Consider the following 14,879-nt stretch of genomic DNA (forward strand, 5'->3'; position numbering starts at 1 on the left):
ACTAGGGGGAGATTTTGCAGGCTGAAGCTATGAGCGGCGATCGCCAGCCCTATCGAATTCTCGTCATTGATGATGACCCTACTAGCCGACTGCTGCTGCGCAAAACCCTAAAGGATCTGGGCTACCAGGTCTCGGTTGCTAGCCATGGCCGCGAGGGAATCGCGATCGCCACCGCTGAGAAACCCGCCCTGATCATCTGCGACTGGATGATGCCCGAACTGGACGGCCTAGAGGTGTGCCGTCAAATCAAGCAGGATCAGGAACTCTCCCGCAGTTTTTTTGTGCTGCTGACCGCCAAGGGGGAACTGGAGGATCGCATTCAGGGCTTGGATGCTGGTGCGGATGAATTCTTATCCAAGCCCATTGACCCCAATGAACTGCGGGCACGGATTCAGGCGGGTCTGCGCCTTTATCAGCTCAACCAAGATCTGCTCAAGCAGAAACAACTCCTTGAGGCGGAACTGCACGAGGCTGCGGATTATGTGCGATCGCTCCTACCAGATCCCCAAGAAGCCCCCTGCAAAATTAACTACTACTTTTTGCCGTCAAGTCAGTTGGGCGGCGATTGCTTTGACTTTTTTGGGGTGGGCGATCGCTATTTAGTGCTCTACATTCTCGATGTTTCCGGCCATGGCTTGGGGGCGGCTCTGCCTTCGGTCTCCGTCTTGAACCTCCTGCGCAGCACCACGCGAGAGCAAACGAGCGGCACATTTGACTATCGGCACCCTGCCCAAGTCCTCGAAGCCCTCAACAATGGCTTTCAAATGACGGATCAGCACGAGAAGTATTTCACGATTTGGTACGGCGTGTACGATCGCCAAACACGGCAGTTGACCTATGCCAGTGGTGGACACCCGCCGGCACTGCTCCTCACCCCTGAGGCTGATGGCTGGCGAGCGACTCTCCTCAAGACACCGGGCATTCCCATTGGCATGTTTGCTGACATGGTCTTTAGCCAAGCCACGATTGAAGTCCCCCCTTCGGCAGTTCTCTACCTCTTTAGTGACGGCATCTATGAGTTTGAAACAACCGACAATCGGGTTTGGGGTCTCGAAGCCTTTAGGGAGTTGCTCATTGCTGCCCACACCCAAGACCCTGTGCCGGCGCTGCCCCAGTTGATTGCCCAAGTGCAGAGCCATGCAGCGCCCGATGCCTTTGGCAGTGATGATGTTTCATTGGTGCAAGTGGCCTTTCCATCGGCTTAACTTTGCATCTGAGATTGCATAATGTGGCCTTTTCTGTGCAATATCCTAAGCAGTGGGAGAGTGAAAATGAGCTATGGGCGGATGGGAGTTTTTACTGCAAAAGGAGGGCGATCGCGCTTGGTTGCCCCTAGAACCACCCTCGGCGGAAGTTTTGGAGGGCAGTTACCGCTTGATGGCGCGCTGTCCGGTTGCCGAAACCTCGGTGGAAGTGCAAATTACCCATCTTTACGATGATCAGGGGGTGCCCAAGCAGCGCTACCAACGCCGCACCCACCGCAGCAGCTCCACAGGACTCATGGGTATTCTGCCCTTTACGTATTTGCAGGCGGGGCGTTGGGAATTTCAATGCCGTGTGGCCCAAGACGGGGTGCTGGATGCAGAGGTGTTTGCGATCGCCCTTGATGTCCTTGCCCAAAGCGAAGAGTGGGATTTGCCGGCACCAGAAACCTTGCCTGCGGTTCCAGAGCAACCAGTGAAAGCTGCCGACCCCCCTAAGCCGCAAGCACCCTCCCCTGCTGAGCTGCCCACGACGCTCATTGAGCTGCCCCAAAGTGCCTATACGATCTTTGCCGATGAAACGCTGGTTTTAGAGGGCACAGTTGCCGTTCCCGGTACGGTGGTGATTCGTTTGCGCAATCCCGTCACGCGCGATGTGGTGCAGGAGCACTCAGTGCCCGCGATCGCCCGCGAGGGGAAATGGGGGTTTCATTGTACACTCACCCCCTTGGCCGATTATCCAGTCATGGTGGGGGAAGCCCGCCTCCTGCCCAACCAACCCCTAGAGCACAGCGATCTTCGCCAAGTGCAAGCCTTTATGGTCACGGTGTTACCGGCACCGGAGATTCCTGCCGTCTCTGCGCCCCGCCAACCCGCCCCATCTAAGAGCGAAACACCCGCTGGCCCGCAGTTGCCCATCTTAGGGGATAGGACTCTCGAACCTGTGCCAGTGAGCGGCTTTTCCCTACCGCCCCAACTGAAGCCTGTAAAAGCCCCTGTTGTCGTGGATTTGCCTAGCTTTTGCCAGCCCCTATCTGCCGTTACCGTACCGCCGCCTCGGGATTTGCCCATTGATCGCCAAGAGCGATTTTGGTCGCGATTGCAACAGTTAGCGGAATTAGCGCCCCCCGTTGAACCCACACCGCCAGTATCCACAAATCCTGAGAGTCCCTATCTATTGACCCCCCCCCAGCTCCTGCTGTCACCGGAGCCACTGGTATCGCCGCTGCACCTCAAGGTGAATTTGCCGGCAACACAACGGGGTTGCTCTGTGAAGGTGTGGATCACCAATGGCGAAACAGGAGAGTTAATTGCTGGCCCCCGCTGGCTCGTGGAGTTTGATTTTTATCGCTATGGGGACTACTGGCAAACCGTCCTTCACATTGACGTGCCCGCGAGTGTGCGTTCCATTGCCCTGATGGCGATCGCTATTGACCCCAAAACAGGCGCGGAAAGTCCGACGGTCACCCTGCGGCGGCAGCTCCAAGTGGCCTAGCTTTCGGGTTCGGGTTGTGTTTCTGCCCGCTCAAAGGCTGGACAATAGCCCTCTGGTGCCACTTTGAAGTTGTAGAGCGCAGAAGCCTCATTCCAGCAGCGCTGACCCCGATAAAACTGGCAATTAAAACAGCTCTCCTGATCGGGGGCGATCGGGGTCGATGCCCCACCCAGCACTTCCTTGGGGGTCATACCGCGAATCAGTAATTGCTCCCCCTGCCATGAGGCAAGGACAAAGCCCGTATCCGCCAACCGTCGCCAGCGTGGATCTGTGGTAATAGAAGCGGGTAGGCGAATCATCGCTTCATCGTTCCACTCACTCACCTCCCCCTCATAGGCCAGTTGCACCAACGAACTCGGCGTCGAAAGCGTCAGTTGGCCAATGGGAAATTGAATCGTTGAGCCACTGGTGGGGGTGTGCAGATGGTAGCGGTTGCTCAATTCATTCAGGCTGGCTAAATCGGCAAGGTAGTTGGGGTCGCCGTGGATAAGCACCACATGCTGCGGGCGAATATTGTGAATCAGTTGCGTCGTTGCAGGGCCATCGGCATGGAGGGAAAGTAAAAACGTATCCACCTCTACATTGGGCAAGCTGGCTAAGGTAGGATCACCGCCCCGAAAAGGCTGACCATAGCGCAGACGTGGATAGAGTACCAGCCAAGGCCGTTTCCCCTGAGCTAGGTAGGGACGCAGGTCTTGATCCTCCTCCACAAGGACAATGGTGGGGGCTGCGCCTCGAATTTGCGCCAAATCGCTTAAGGGCTGCACTTGGGGTTTGACCCGCTGATCCCAAAAGAGGGACTGGTGTTGGGCAAAATTTTGAATGGCCGTGGGTAAATGGGGCAACACCGTGAGGTAGGCATCACAGCCGCGAGCGATCGCTGGCGTGACCCAAATTTGAATCGGCTGTCCCGTAAAAAGATGATGACTGCGCAGTAGGATGAGAATTTCTTGAGCGGTACCGAGGGGCGGCAGCGGCAGTAGGACATTGTAGCCTTGATCAACCGCCGTGCGGATGCGTTCTGCCAGTTGGTTTTCCTGTTGACGGCGGTGGGGATGACGCGCGGTGCCCAAGCTGGCCTCAATGATCAGCACATCCGGCTGCAATCCTCGCAGATCCGCAAGGGGTAGTCCTTCCGTAAAGCGAGTATGGGACAGGAAAAAATCCCCAGTATAGACCACGCTCAGGGGCGGTTGCTCTGGGTTGGGGTCTTGGTAGGTGAGGGCAAAAACAGCAGCCCCCGGTAAATGCCCTGCAGGAAAGAGTTCGGCGGTCAGGCCATCCCCAAACTCAACGGGCGATCGCCAAGGCAAAGCACGACAGAAAGGGGGAACCGTTTCATCCGGCCAATTGAGGGGCAAAAGCTGGGTCGTGACCTCACTGGCATAGATGGGAATATGGGGAAAACGGCGATGGAGTGCCAACAGACTCTGGGCATGATCCGCGTGGGCATGGCTACAGAGCACCAAATCAAAGGGATGCTGTTCAATTTCATCAAGGGGCAAAACATCAAGGGACGGCACACCACAGTCCAGCAAAATCCGATAGGTGCCAATTCCTAAGCCAATGCACACCCCCTCATCTGCGTGACCCACCCCATAGTTGAGGCACTCGATCATGAATGACGAACAGTCACCCTCCTTGGTTAGCTTTAGTGAGCAGAACCGTTGCCGTGGTAGTTATCGGTGTCGTAGAAGCCATTGCGGGTGCCAAAGACCAAACACAGCACAATAAACACCGGCGTAATGGCCAGTAGAATGGGTTTCACGTTAATAGCAACGTCCATGGCTGCACTCCTCGCTCTTGTCAACTCAGTCAATGGTGTCTTCTGCTACTCAGTGTATCGTGGATCATTCGCGGGCATGTGCTGATTTTCTCTCCTCAAAGTAACGCAACTGCCGCCAACCCACAAAATTGGCATAGGGCTGGCGATCGCCCATGCATTCTGCCACGTGTTCTAGGGGCGACAGGTGCTTCGGTTCTGCCCCCGCCAAGCGTTGATAAAGCGCCAGATCAGAGGCGGGGTCACTGCGTTGGCCATCCCGCAGATAGTAGGACACCCGTGCACAGCGAGCCACAGACATGTACTTACACTCCTCAAGGCTATATTGCTCGCGCTCACTGGGATCGATATAGGGAAGGTGCCAATCCCCCACCGCCACGGGTGTCGGTTCATGGGTTTCCAGCAAATGCTGAATCAGCTTAGCCAAGGCTTGCATTTCGGGCTGGGCATCGGGGTGGTTGCGCAGGCGCAAAAAATTATCCCACTCCGTGCTACTCACCACCGTTTGCATCCACAGCCACGGCTCCAGCATGCGGTTCACCACCTGCTTGTGAATGCCTAGTTCATGGAGTTGGCGTGCCCCCTCAAGAACCGCGAGGCGGGTTTTCAGCCAAATTTCCTTGGCAGCCTCCTTATGTTCACTTTCTTGGCGCGCCTGCATCCCCCGCTGGTTTTTTCCCCAATGGTAAGGAATGACCGGGTTGTGTTCGACTTGCTCCATCATTTTGGCCACAGGCACCGCTCGCGAACTAGCGGAATTACGGGAAAACACGCGATGGGTGAGCAGTTCACTATGGATAAAACGCGGGTACGTCAGTTGCAGCGTCACCAAGCGCACCCCTGCTGGCGAAATTGAATCGGCAATCACACGCCCGTCTTGCATCTTTGTCTCGTCTGAATCTCTGCCTTTTCTAGGCTAGTGCAAGGGGAACACTGTCCGCGCGATTCGCAACCGCAAAGCGCGTCAACCTTGATGCTGTGGCACAGTGGAACTAGACCTGTTGTGGATATACCTTGCCATGTATGCGGTTGTTTCTCCAGCCAAAATTATTCTTCCCCCCGGCAGTGTCCTACGCATGCCCGGTACGTGGCAAGATTACTGTTGCCTCCGCAACAGCCGTGGCGATGGTTCGATTCCCCGCATCAAGTTTCGTCGGGGGGAAATTTTGCTCATGAGTCCCTTACCCCGTCATGGCCGCGAAGCGAATATCGTTGCCGATGTTGTCAAAATTTTGCTGGATAGTGAGGAGCGCAATTACGAAGCCTTTACGCCGATCACCATGGAGATTCCTGAGATGGGTGGCATTGAGCCTGACTATTGCTTCTATATTGACAACTGGGCGGCAGCCGTCGGCAAAGACCGTATTGATTGGCAAACCGATCCGCCACCCGACTTGGTGATTGAAATTGATGTCACCACCTATACGGCGGCTGAGGACTACCTTCTTTATCGCGTTCCTGAAGTGTGGCTCTTCAAGTCAACGGGCTTGAGCATTTATGCTCTCGATGATCAGACCTATGTCCCTCGATCCAAAAGCCGCTATTTTCCAGACATTAACTTAGTAGCGTTGATGAGTGCTGTCCTCGAAGAGGCGGCAACCCAAGGCACAGGGGCTGCGCTGCGACGGTTGCGGCAACGGTTCGCCGGTCAATAGCAAATTGTTAAAGATTTCTTTCTCAGGTGAATGGAGTTTTGTAAGATCATCTAGGTGCTATGTTTTTTCTAGCATTGCCCTTCAAGTTTCGAACTCAATTTATCCACTGAAAATTAAAAAAACTTAATTAATTGGCTGAGTAGTGCGAAACGTTTATGCAAATCACGCATCAAGTTGCTGGTCTTCCCGAGTCTCTCAAGCCATACGTCCAGATTGACCAGTGGGGGACAGTTCCCGTTGTTCTAGGACACGGTTTTGGTACCGATAAAAGCGCTTGGGATTACCTAATGCCTTTCTTCCCTGAGGGCTTCACCTATATTCGCTATGATCTTGCAGGCTGTGGCTCCGACGAAGACACGTTGCGCCGCTACGACCTGCAAAGACACAGTCATTTGTATGGTTATGCTGACGATCTCATTGAATTACTAGATAGCCTTGGTGTCCAATCCTGCATATATGTTGGTCATTCCGTCAGTTGCATGATTGGCGCAATTGCCGCGATCGCCAGACCTGACTTGTTTCGACGACATATCTGGCTCAACCCCTCCCCTTGCTATCTCAAAGATGAGAATTATCCCGGTACCCTCACCCCCGAAGACCTACAGGCCATTTATGACGCCATGGTCACCAACTACCAAACATGGGCTGCGGGTTTTGCTCCCCTGATGTTTGGCCTGACCGAGGATCACCGGCTAGCTGATTTTTCAAAAACCCTCTTTCGATTGCAGCCAAGTGTTGCATTGCGCACACTTCAGGTCATTTTTGATTCTGATACAAGGGCGTTTGTGGGCAAAGTCTTTCAACCCGTGCACCTCATTTTCAATCGTGACGACTTTGTGGTTCCCCAACCTGTGGCACTGTGGCTGCAGGGGAAACTGCCAAATAGTACACTTGATTGGATCGACGCGCGAGGCCATCTTCCCCACATGACTCATCCTGAGGCCGTTGGCTCTTTACTCAAAAAATATATAATCCATTCTGATTAGGGCATGCTCAAAAGTTTGCACGAACACCTCGCCCGCCAACTTCTCCCTACTCCCGATGCCATTACAGCATTTTGTCATCTAGTTGCTAATTGGTCGCAGTCTGAGCTTGTCTTAGCCTTAACAGTCGATGAACATGGCAATCGGGCAGAGATTATCACCACAACCAGCACCAGCCGATTTCCCAACGTCGAAATTATTGCTCCGTGGCCAGATTTGGTTGAGGAGGCTGTCATTGATATCACGCCTTTTCTAAAACTGCCTTCTATCTTTTTCTGCCTTTTGGATAAGGTTGAGCGAATCGTTTATATTCCCTGCGGTGAGCCAGAGCAGTGGCGGCAAGGGTTGCTATTGGTGAATCCCGTAGAGGGGCTGCTGTGCCAACTCGCAGAACAAAAAGGCTACATTGCAGCTCTTTACCGGCAACTGTTGGCTCATCATCGCCAACGGCAAAACAGCTTCATCTTTGAAGTGCAATTCCAAGATATTTTCGACACCGTGCCGCTGGGCTTGGTTTTGATCAAGGGGGATGGCTCTACAGCGATGGTTAATGCCTATGCCAGTCAATGGTTGCAACTGCCAGCCGGAAGCCATCCGGTTCAGATTGTTGCCGAGCACATGAAACAAGCACGCCAGAGATGCGATAACCGCGATGAGTTAACCAGAATTTTTCAAGGGCTGAGTGCCGATGCCAACTTTAGTGCAAAGGGGGAGTGTCTGATGGGCGAGAAAACCTTCCTCATTGATACCCACCCCGTGCGAGGCGACAGTCGGCTAGGGCGTGTGTGGATCGTTTCTGACATCAGTGATATGCGCCAGCGAGAGCAAGCACTTTTGGCCTTGGCTTGGTTGGATCCCTTGACTGGGGCGTTTAATCGCCGCTTTCTCTTGAGTCGGGTTGAGGCTTATCAGTCCCAAGCAGCGACAGGGGACGCGCTGCTAATCGTCATGATTTTCGACATTGATCACTTTAAGCGCATCAACGATACCTATGGGCATGATCAGGGCGATGTGGTTCTGCGCACATTGGCGGCAAGGACAAAGCAGGTGATAGAGGCCTGTAAAGATAGTATTTTGGTTCGCTGGGGAGGCGAAGAATTTGTGCTGTTGTTTTTTGCCACCAATGAAGACCATGCTAAATCCGTTGCCGAGGAACTTTGCGCTGTGGTGAGAAGCCAACCAATTGAACTAGGGGATCAGCAGTTTTTGACTGCAACCATTAGTTTGGGTGGCACGCTTTTTCGACCCGGTGAACAGGTGCTCAGTAACTCGATTCCTCGCGCGGATCAAGCCTTGTATAAGGCGAAACATGGGGGGCGCGATCGCTGGGTTTGGGCATGACACTTTACCCCACTGACTGGGATGAAAGCTCAGAAACGATTTGTTAGAGTAGCGGTGTCTAAAGGATGACTTGTACACCAGTTAAACTTGCATGACCTCCCCACGGTTTAGTTTTAGCGGCTTGGCGGTGACCCGCCACATCGGCACCCTGATGCTGACCCTGACTGTCATTGTGTTGGCGGTCTTTATTCTCATGCGGCTGCAAGTGGATTTGTTGCCGGCGATTACGTACCCGCGCATTGGGGTACGGCTGGATATTCCGGGCGTGGTACCTAGTGTTGCTGTTGAGGAGGTGACCAAGCCCCTTGAGGAAGCCCTGAGTCGCACGGAGGGGGTGGTGCAGGTCTATTCGCAAACCCGCGAAGGTCAAGTCAGTATTGATTTATTTTTTGAACCCGGTGGCGATGTCGATCAAGCCTTAAATGAAGCCACTGCTGCTTTTAACCGTGCCCGCAGTAGGTTGCCGGATATTATTGAGTCGCCGCGCCTCTTTAAGTTTGATCCGTCGCAATTGCCGGTCTATGAGTTTGCCCTAACCTCAGCAACCCTCAGTGGCCGTGAGTTACGGGTCTTTGCTGACGAAGATTTGGATCGAGAGCTGAGTGTTGTCCCCGGCGTGGCGGGAGTCGATGTCTCTGGGGGGACAACCGAAGAAGTGCGAATTCTTGTGGATCTGGATCGATTGCAGGCCACGGGGGTGGGGCTAAATCAAGTTTTAACTGCTTTGAGCGATCGCAACCAAGATGTCTCAGGGGGACGCATTCGCGGCCAAACGGCAGAACCCCTAACCCGTACAGTGGGACGGTTTCGTAATGCCAGTGAAATTGAGGAGGTGATGCTGACGGGTGCCAATGGTCAGCGAGTCTATCTGCGGGATGTAGCGCAAGTCATAGATGGCAGTGCCGAGCAACGGGTATTTGTGACCCTCAATGGCCAACCTGCCGTCAAAGTCAGTATTCTTAAGCAGCCGGAAGCCAATACGGTGGAAGTGGCTGATGGTATCAAGCGCCGTTTAGCCGAGTTACAGGCAGCCAATCTCGTGCCCCGCGATGCGCAGATCATTCCTGTCCTTGATGAGTCGGTTTATATCCGCAACTCCCTGAACAATGTGATCACGGCAGGCCTGACGGGAACCCTGTTGGCGGCGATCGCGGTACTGCTGTTCCTTGGCTCGGTGCGGCAAACCCTGATTATTTTGCTGGCCATTCCCCTGTCAACGATGGCCGCGATGTTGCTGATGGGGCTATTTAACTTCTCCCTCAATGTGTTTAGCTTGGGTGGACTCGCCCTTGGGGTTGGCATCGTTGTGGATAACGCCATTGTGATGTTGGAAACCTTGGCGGATATTGACCCCCACCCCATGAGCCAAGAACAGTACCTTGAGGAGGTAAAACGGCGTAGCCAAGGCATCGAATCAGCGCTTTTGGCCTCTACCCTCACTAACTTGGTCGCTATTTTGCCCTTTTTGTTGCTGGGGGGCTTGATTGCGCTGCTCTTTAATGAGTTGATTCTAACGATTAGTTTTGCGGTTGCCGCATCGCTGCTGGTGGCACTCACGGTCGTGCCGGCCTTGGCCTCCCGCCTTTTGGGGGTGCCGGTGCAAAATCGCCTACGGCAGGTCGCGTTTATTCGCCTTTTTAATGAAAAGTTCCTCTGGCTGACGGGGCGCTATGAATGGGCCTTGGGGCAGGTGCTACGGGCACGCTGGCTGGTGGTGGGGCTGGCGATCGCCCTTCTAGGGGGAGGCAGTTGGCTTTTGGCTCAGCAACTTCCCCAAGAACTGCTGCCGCGCATTAATACGGGTCAAGTCAACCTCATGGCCATTTTTCCACCGGGAACCCCCCTGCCCACCAGTCGGCGGGTCATGGCGGCAGTGGATCAGGTGCTGATGGCACAACCGGGCACAGAGGCCGTCTTTACCACAACGGGGGGTGCCCTCTTTGGCACGAATACAATTGCCAATCCGCTGCGAGCTAATAGCAACATCATTCTACGGCGTGGGGTGAATGTGGATCGCTACATTACAGAAGCAACAAAAGCCCTTGATCAACTTAACCTCGTGGGGGTGCGGCTGCGCTTGAGTCCCGGCCAAGTGCGCGGCATTATTCTCACCAACTCACCTGTACGCGGTGCCGATGTGGATGTGATGCTGCGGGGCAGTGATGAGCAGACCCTCAACCGCTTTGGTCGCCAAGTCCTCCAAGTCCTTGATGAAAAGGCCACATTGGTGCGCTTTCGTCCCGATGTAGATCCTCGCCAGCCAGAAATTGCAATTCTGCCGGATTGGGAGCGCGTCAGTGAACTGGGGCTGAATACCCTCAACCTTGGCCAGACGATTCAAACCGCCTTGGAGGGGTTTGTGCCCACCCGCCTGCAACGGGGCGATCGCCTAGTGGATATTCGTGTCCAACTGGACAGTGAAAGCATTCAAACGCCCGCTGACCTGACAACGATTCCCCTTTTTACCGCCAATAACCGTCCCCTCCGCCTTGGGGATGTCGCTCGCATCGAACCCAGTCAAGCCCCCGGTGAAATCCGCCGCATTAACCAGCAGCAGGTCTTTATGCTAGCGGGCAATCTTGTTGAAGGTGCCAGTCTCAGTGCTGCCCTTGCCCAAGTGAATGACATTCTCAACGATCTGGAGTTTCCGCCGGGGGTGTCCCTAATGCCAAGTACGGCGGCTCAAGCCAATCAGCAATTGCAACAGGCCTTAGTGGTCTTGGGTAGTTTGGCGGCCTTTCTCGTGTTTGTGGTCATGGCGGTACAGTACAATTCGCTGCTTGACCCCCTAGTGATTATGTTTACCATTCCCTTGGCCTTGGCCGGTGGCATTTGGGGCTTGTACCTGACACGGACGGCCATTGGCGCCACGGTCATTGTCGGTGCCATTTTGCTTGTGGGGATTGTCGTCAACAATGCCATCATCATGGTGGAGTTGGCGAATGAGATTTACCGACAGGAGGGCTGTAGCCGTAGCCAAGCCATTCGCAAAGCTGCCCCTGCCCGTCTGCGCCCGATTATGATGACCACGATTACAACGGTGGTGGGGATGTTCCCCTTGGCATTAGGGCTAGGTGAAGGCTCAGAATTTTTGCAGCCCCTTGGCATTGTTGTGTTTTCTGGCTTGGCTGTGGCAACACTGCTCACCCTCTTTCTTATTCCCTGTTTTTATGTGATTCTGCACGGCTTTGAGCGTATCGCCCAGCGCAGTCTTCCTGAGCCATTACCAGCACCAGTCGTTCCCCCCACGAGTCCCTCCCCTGAGGAGCTTCAGGAACGCTAAGCTGTAGGCCAACATTACTGTTTAGAGTGGTAGTGACGCCTCTGCCCAAGTCCTGCCGATGACTGCTGTTGACCCGCTTGCCGTTGGCCAACATACTCTCCTTGAGGTACGCCAACTGAGCGTGTTTTACCGCAATCAACCGCTGCTCAGCAATGTCAGCCTCACGATTCAGCCGCGCCAACTGGTGACCTTGATCGGTGCCTCTGGGTCTGGCAAGAGCCTACTGTTAAGCTGTTTGAACCGCTTGATTGAACTTTTTCCGCATCTCCATGTGACTGGCGAAATTCACTATCGGCAGCACGCCCTCAAGGAGTGGAATGCGTTGCAACTGCGCTGTCGTATGCCGATGATTTTCAGCAGACCGAGTCTCTTTCCAACATCAATCTATGAAAATGTCGCCTTTGGTGCTCGGGTGCATGGCTATCAAGGGGATCTCGATGCCCTTGTGCAATCTTCCTTGGAACAGGTGAATCTGTGGCAAACTCTGAGGAATCATTTGGGCGAGCCGGCACTAGAGCTATCCCTAGAGCAGCAACAACGCCTTTGTCTGGCGCGGGCGATCGCCCTGCAACCGGAGATTCTGTTACTGGATGACCCCTGCAGGGGGCTTGATACTACTGCGACCCGCCGCATGGAGGAGTGTCTGTGCCACCTCAAACAAACCTACACCCTGATCATGGCAACCCATCACCTACGACAAGCAGCGCGGATTTCCGACTGGACAGCCTTTTTAGCCCTGCAAACCAATCCTCAGGGACAGACAGTGGGTCAACTGATTGAGTACGCTCCCACGCGCTTACTTTTTCAAAGGCCACAGCATCCCTTAACCTGCGATTATGTCAGTGGTCGTTTCTAATCATTCTCACTGAGCAGCAGTTTGGCAATGAACCCGTATAGAATTGGGGTGTAAAAGCTAACCTAAATATAGAGGCAGCTAGCTTTTTTAGCTTTACTCTGGGAAGTAGAGAGAAACGATGGGTACCTTAATCTTAGGTTGGTTGGATCGGCAGTGGCATAGGACATCATTTCTATGATGATCTGTTCCGAGTGTTTCCATCCCAATCCCGTTGGTGCTGTTCAATGTGAAGTGTGCTTTTCGCCCATGCCCAGTATGACTCCTTGTCCAAATTGCGGTGCCCCAGTTCAACCAGACGCTAGTTTTTGTGGCCAGTGTGGTTTCAATCTGCGTCGCCTTGCCGTCAGTGCACCCCCAATGCCAGAGGTAATGCAACACACAGCCAGTGCTGCACCAACCGTGGAAGCCGTTGCCCATCAAGGCCGCCTGACAACGCTACCCCCGCCGCCCCCACCACCGGCCCATGTCTTCTCGGTTGAGATTGCCACCATTGAAGCCAAGCTGATTCATGTGCAAACTCGCACAGAACTGCAAATTCCCACAGGGCGTCCCGTCATTCATATTGGCAAGCCCAATGATCGGATTCCCCCCGATATTGATGTGGCTGGCTTTCCCAACTCAGAAATTGTCTCCCGTATCCACGCAGATCTGCGGATTGAGGGGAATGCCCACTATATTGAAGATGTGGGAAGTGCTAATGGAACTTACATTAACAATACTCCCCTTTATCCGGGCAATCGTCACCGCCTGCAATCGGGCGATCGCATTGCCTTAGGCAAGGGAGATTTAGTCACTTTTATCTATGAACGCATCTCCTAGTTCTTTAGAGTGTATTCAGGTACGAAGAGGCGGTTAGACAACGTGATTACATTGACATTACTCCATCCCGTTCAAGCCACCCCAGTCCAAAGCTGGACCTTTGAGAATGAAAATGTCATCCGTATTGGCCGAGCAGTCGATAATCACGTCGTGCTCTATAGCGCGGTGGTGTCGCGTCACCATGTGGAACTCCGTCGTAATGGCTTGCAATGGGAAGTGGTCAATCTTGGCACCAACGGCACCTATTTGGATGGCAAACGTATTCAACAGGCAACCTTGATGGATGGTGGCATCCTGCGTTTGGCTCGCTCTGGACCCAATATTCAAATTCGCCTCGGTTCTGATCAGCGTCCCACCACTCCCAATGTCCGCATGGAAACGGTGCCCGAAGGTCGCTTGGTGGATGTTGAGAAGGGCACCTATTCAGGGGAAGAAGAAGCCATCGGTACAGCCGCCGAACCCACCTCCCGTGCTGAAGAAAGCACCCCCACCACCAGTAGTAGCAGTGCCACCGCCCAAGCGGAGGAAGAGGCTGAGTTTGCGGTGACAGGCCAACTACCGGTTCATTTACTCAGCGAGTGGCGTGCTCCCCCCGATTGCCAGCACAACCATGCCCAAGAGAACGATGTTTTTTGCATTGACTGCGGTGTGCCTCTGCGCGTCTGGAAAACCCTCGGCAACTACCAGATTATTCGTGCCCTTGGTCAAAGCAACATTTATTTGGGCTGGCGCAGTGGCTTAACGGCGGTGATTAAGGGACATAGTCTTGCGGCGTCACGCAACGAAATCCGTGCCTTTCAGCGCCAAGCGCGGCAATTGTGCAAAATCGAGCATCCGGTCTTACCCCAGTTTTGGGAGGCCTTTCAGTGCGGCAGCGATTCCTACTTGGTCTCAGAAATGATCTATGGCCAATCCCTAAAACAGCGGATTCAGGATCAAGGGCCAATGAACGTGATTGAGGTCAGTCGTTGGCTGATTCCTGTGTGTGAATTGCTTGAGGTGCTGCACCAGCAAGCCCCCCCTGTGTTGCATTTACACATTCGTCCCTCCAATCTCATTCATCCCTACGTTAAACGGGAAACAACAGAACTCGTGCTTGTGGGCTGGGGCAAAGCATCCGTCTTAACCTCTGACTCAGGGACATTTATTGGGACAGTGGGCTATTCGGCGCCAGAACAGCAGGAGGGAAAACCCGAACCCGCTTCCGATCTATTTGCCTTGGGGGCAACGATGGTGTACTTGCTCACGGGCTATGAACCAGAAACCTATTTCCGCTGGGGCACCCGTGAATATCGTCTCTATGCCGAGGACATTCCCCATTTGGATCCGCTGATGGTGGATTTAATTAACTGCTTGACCCATCCTGATCCTCGGGAACGCTATCCCAACGCCGCCGAAGTCAAGAAACGCTTGCAGGAAATTGCGACGATTACCCCCGCCGTCTCTTCAAGTGCCTCATAGA

12 protein-coding genes are annotated in these 14,879 nt (G+C 53.9%); 9 read left to right on the plus strand and 3 right to left on the minus strand.

Going from position 1 to position 14,879, the window contains the following annotated elements:
- Positions 1–29: 29 nt before the first annotated feature.
- Together RHH81_RS12650 and RHH81_RS12655 are read left to right on the plus strand one after the other, a co-directional pair.
- Positions 30–1,205, plus strand: a complete 1,176-nt coding sequence (locus RHH81_RS12650) for a PP2C family protein-serine/threonine phosphatase (RefSeq protein WP_399379010.1) — start codon at positions 30–32, stop codon at positions 1,203–1,205.
- 73 nt (positions 1,206–1,278) lie between these two features.
- Entirely contained in the window at positions 1,279–2,697 is a 1,419-nt protein-coding gene (locus RHH81_RS12655) for a hypothetical protein (protein ID WP_310743137.1), read from the plus strand.
- Here the strand turns inward: RHH81_RS12655 and RHH81_RS12660 are convergent.
- From RHH81_RS12660 to RHH81_RS12670, 3 genes are all read right to left on the minus strand, one after another.
- A complete protein-coding gene (locus tag RHH81_RS12660; protein WP_206200474.1) occupies positions 2,694–4,316 on the minus strand; it encodes an MBL fold metallo-hydrolase in 1,623 nt (540 codons plus the stop codon). The two genes, RHH81_RS12655 and RHH81_RS12660, sit on opposite strands and share 4 nt — an antisense overlap.
- A 32-nt stretch (positions 4,317–4,348) precedes the next feature.
- Positions 4,349–4,483, minus strand: a complete 135-nt coding sequence (locus tag RHH81_RS12665; RefSeq protein WP_255451743.1) for a hypothetical protein — start codon at positions 4,481–4,483, stop codon at positions 4,349–4,351.
- Positions 4,484–4,547: 64 nt separating this feature from the next.
- On the minus strand, positions 4,548–5,363 hold the full coding sequence (locus tag RHH81_RS12670; protein ID WP_206200475.1) for an FAD-dependent thymidylate synthase: 816 nt from the start codon (positions 5,361–5,363) through the stop codon (positions 4,548–4,550).
- A gap of 136 nt (positions 5,364–5,499) precedes the next feature.
- On the opposite strand from RHH81_RS12670, the gene RHH81_RS12675 reads away from it, so the two are divergent.
- From RHH81_RS12675 to RHH81_RS12705, 7 genes are all read left to right on the plus strand, one after another.
- Positions 5,500–6,135, plus strand: coding sequence for a Uma2 family endonuclease (locus RHH81_RS12675; RefSeq protein WP_206200476.1), 636 nt, complete (start codon positions 5,500–5,502; stop codon positions 6,133–6,135).
- A 155-nt stretch (positions 6,136–6,290) separates the two neighbouring features.
- Complete coding sequence (locus RHH81_RS12680) at positions 6,291–7,121, plus strand: alpha/beta fold hydrolase (RefSeq protein WP_206200477.1); 831 nt, start codon at positions 6,291–6,293, stop codon at positions 7,119–7,121.
- Between the two features lie 3 nt (positions 7,122–7,124).
- The gene (locus RHH81_RS12685) at positions 7,125–8,459 is read left to right on the plus strand and encodes a GGDEF domain-containing protein (protein ID WP_206200478.1); all 1,335 of its coding nucleotides are present in this window, start codon (positions 7,125–7,127) and stop codon (positions 8,457–8,459) included.
- A 91-nt stretch (positions 8,460–8,550) separates the two neighbouring features.
- Positions 8,551–11,742 carry an efflux RND transporter permease subunit gene (locus RHH81_RS12690; protein WP_310743138.1) on the plus strand — a complete coding sequence of 1,064 codons (3,192 nt, stop codon included), beginning with the start codon at positions 8,551–8,553 and terminating at the stop codon, positions 11,740–11,742.
- A 58-nt stretch (positions 11,743–11,800) separates the two neighbouring features.
- Positions 11,801–12,598 (plus strand): ATP-binding cassette domain-containing protein, encoded by a 798-nt coding sequence (locus RHH81_RS12695; RefSeq protein WP_310743139.1) that lies wholly within the window; start codon positions 11,801–11,803, stop codon positions 12,596–12,598.
- Between the two features lie 174 nt (positions 12,599–12,772).
- The gene (locus RHH81_RS12700; RefSeq protein ID WP_206200481.1) at positions 12,773–13,417 is read left to right on the plus strand and encodes an FHA domain-containing protein; all 645 of its coding nucleotides are present in this window, start codon (positions 12,773–12,775) and stop codon (positions 13,415–13,417) included.
- A 42-nt stretch (positions 13,418–13,459) separates the two neighbouring features.
- Complete coding sequence (locus RHH81_RS12705; protein WP_302678477.1) at positions 13,460–14,878, plus strand: protein kinase domain-containing protein; 1,419 nt, start codon at positions 13,460–13,462, stop codon at positions 14,876–14,878.
- The last annotated feature ends 1 nt before the right edge of the window (position 14,879 follow it).

Origin of the sequence: Thermosynechococcus sp. PKX95 (assembly GCF_031583295.1) — a bacterium.
Classification (GTDB): domain Bacteria; phylum Cyanobacteriota; class Cyanobacteriia; order Thermosynechococcales; family Thermosynechococcaceae; genus Thermosynechococcus.

Bases quoted from the DNA above. Each gene is read 5' to 3' on its own strand.
- RHH81_RS12650 (WP_399379010.1), top strand. From the start codon at position 30: ATGAGCGGCGATCGCCAGCCCTATCGAATTCTCGTCATTGATGATGAC.
- RHH81_RS12655 (WP_310743137.1), top strand. From the start codon at position 1,279: ATGGGCGGATGGGAGTTTTTACTGCAAAAGGAGGGCGATCGCGCTTGG.
- RHH81_RS12660 (WP_206200474.1), bottom strand. From the start codon at position 4,316: ATGATCGAGTGCCTCAACTATGGGGTGGGTCACGCAGATGAGGGGGTG.
- RHH81_RS12665 (WP_255451743.1), bottom strand. From the start codon at position 4,483: ATGGACGTTGCTATTAACGTGAAACCCATTCTACTGGCCATTACGCCG.
- RHH81_RS12670 (WP_206200475.1), bottom strand. From the start codon at position 5,363: ATGCAAGACGGGCGTGTGATTGCCGATTCAATTTCGCCAGCAGGGGTG.
- RHH81_RS12675 (WP_206200476.1), top strand. From the start codon at position 5,500: ATGTATGCGGTTGTTTCTCCAGCCAAAATTATTCTTCCCCCCGGCAGT.
- RHH81_RS12680 (WP_206200477.1), top strand. From the start codon at position 6,291: ATGCAAATCACGCATCAAGTTGCTGGTCTTCCCGAGTCTCTCAAGCCA.
- RHH81_RS12685 (WP_206200478.1), top strand. From the start codon at position 7,125: ATGCTCAAAAGTTTGCACGAACACCTCGCCCGCCAACTTCTCCCTACT.
- RHH81_RS12690 (WP_310743138.1), top strand. From the start codon at position 8,551: ATGACCTCCCCACGGTTTAGTTTTAGCGGCTTGGCGGTGACCCGCCAC.
- RHH81_RS12695 (WP_310743139.1), top strand. From the start codon at position 11,801: ATGACTGCTGTTGACCCGCTTGCCGTTGGCCAACATACTCTCCTTGAG.
- RHH81_RS12700 (WP_206200481.1), top strand. From the start codon at position 12,773: ATGATGATCTGTTCCGAGTGTTTCCATCCCAATCCCGTTGGTGCTGTT.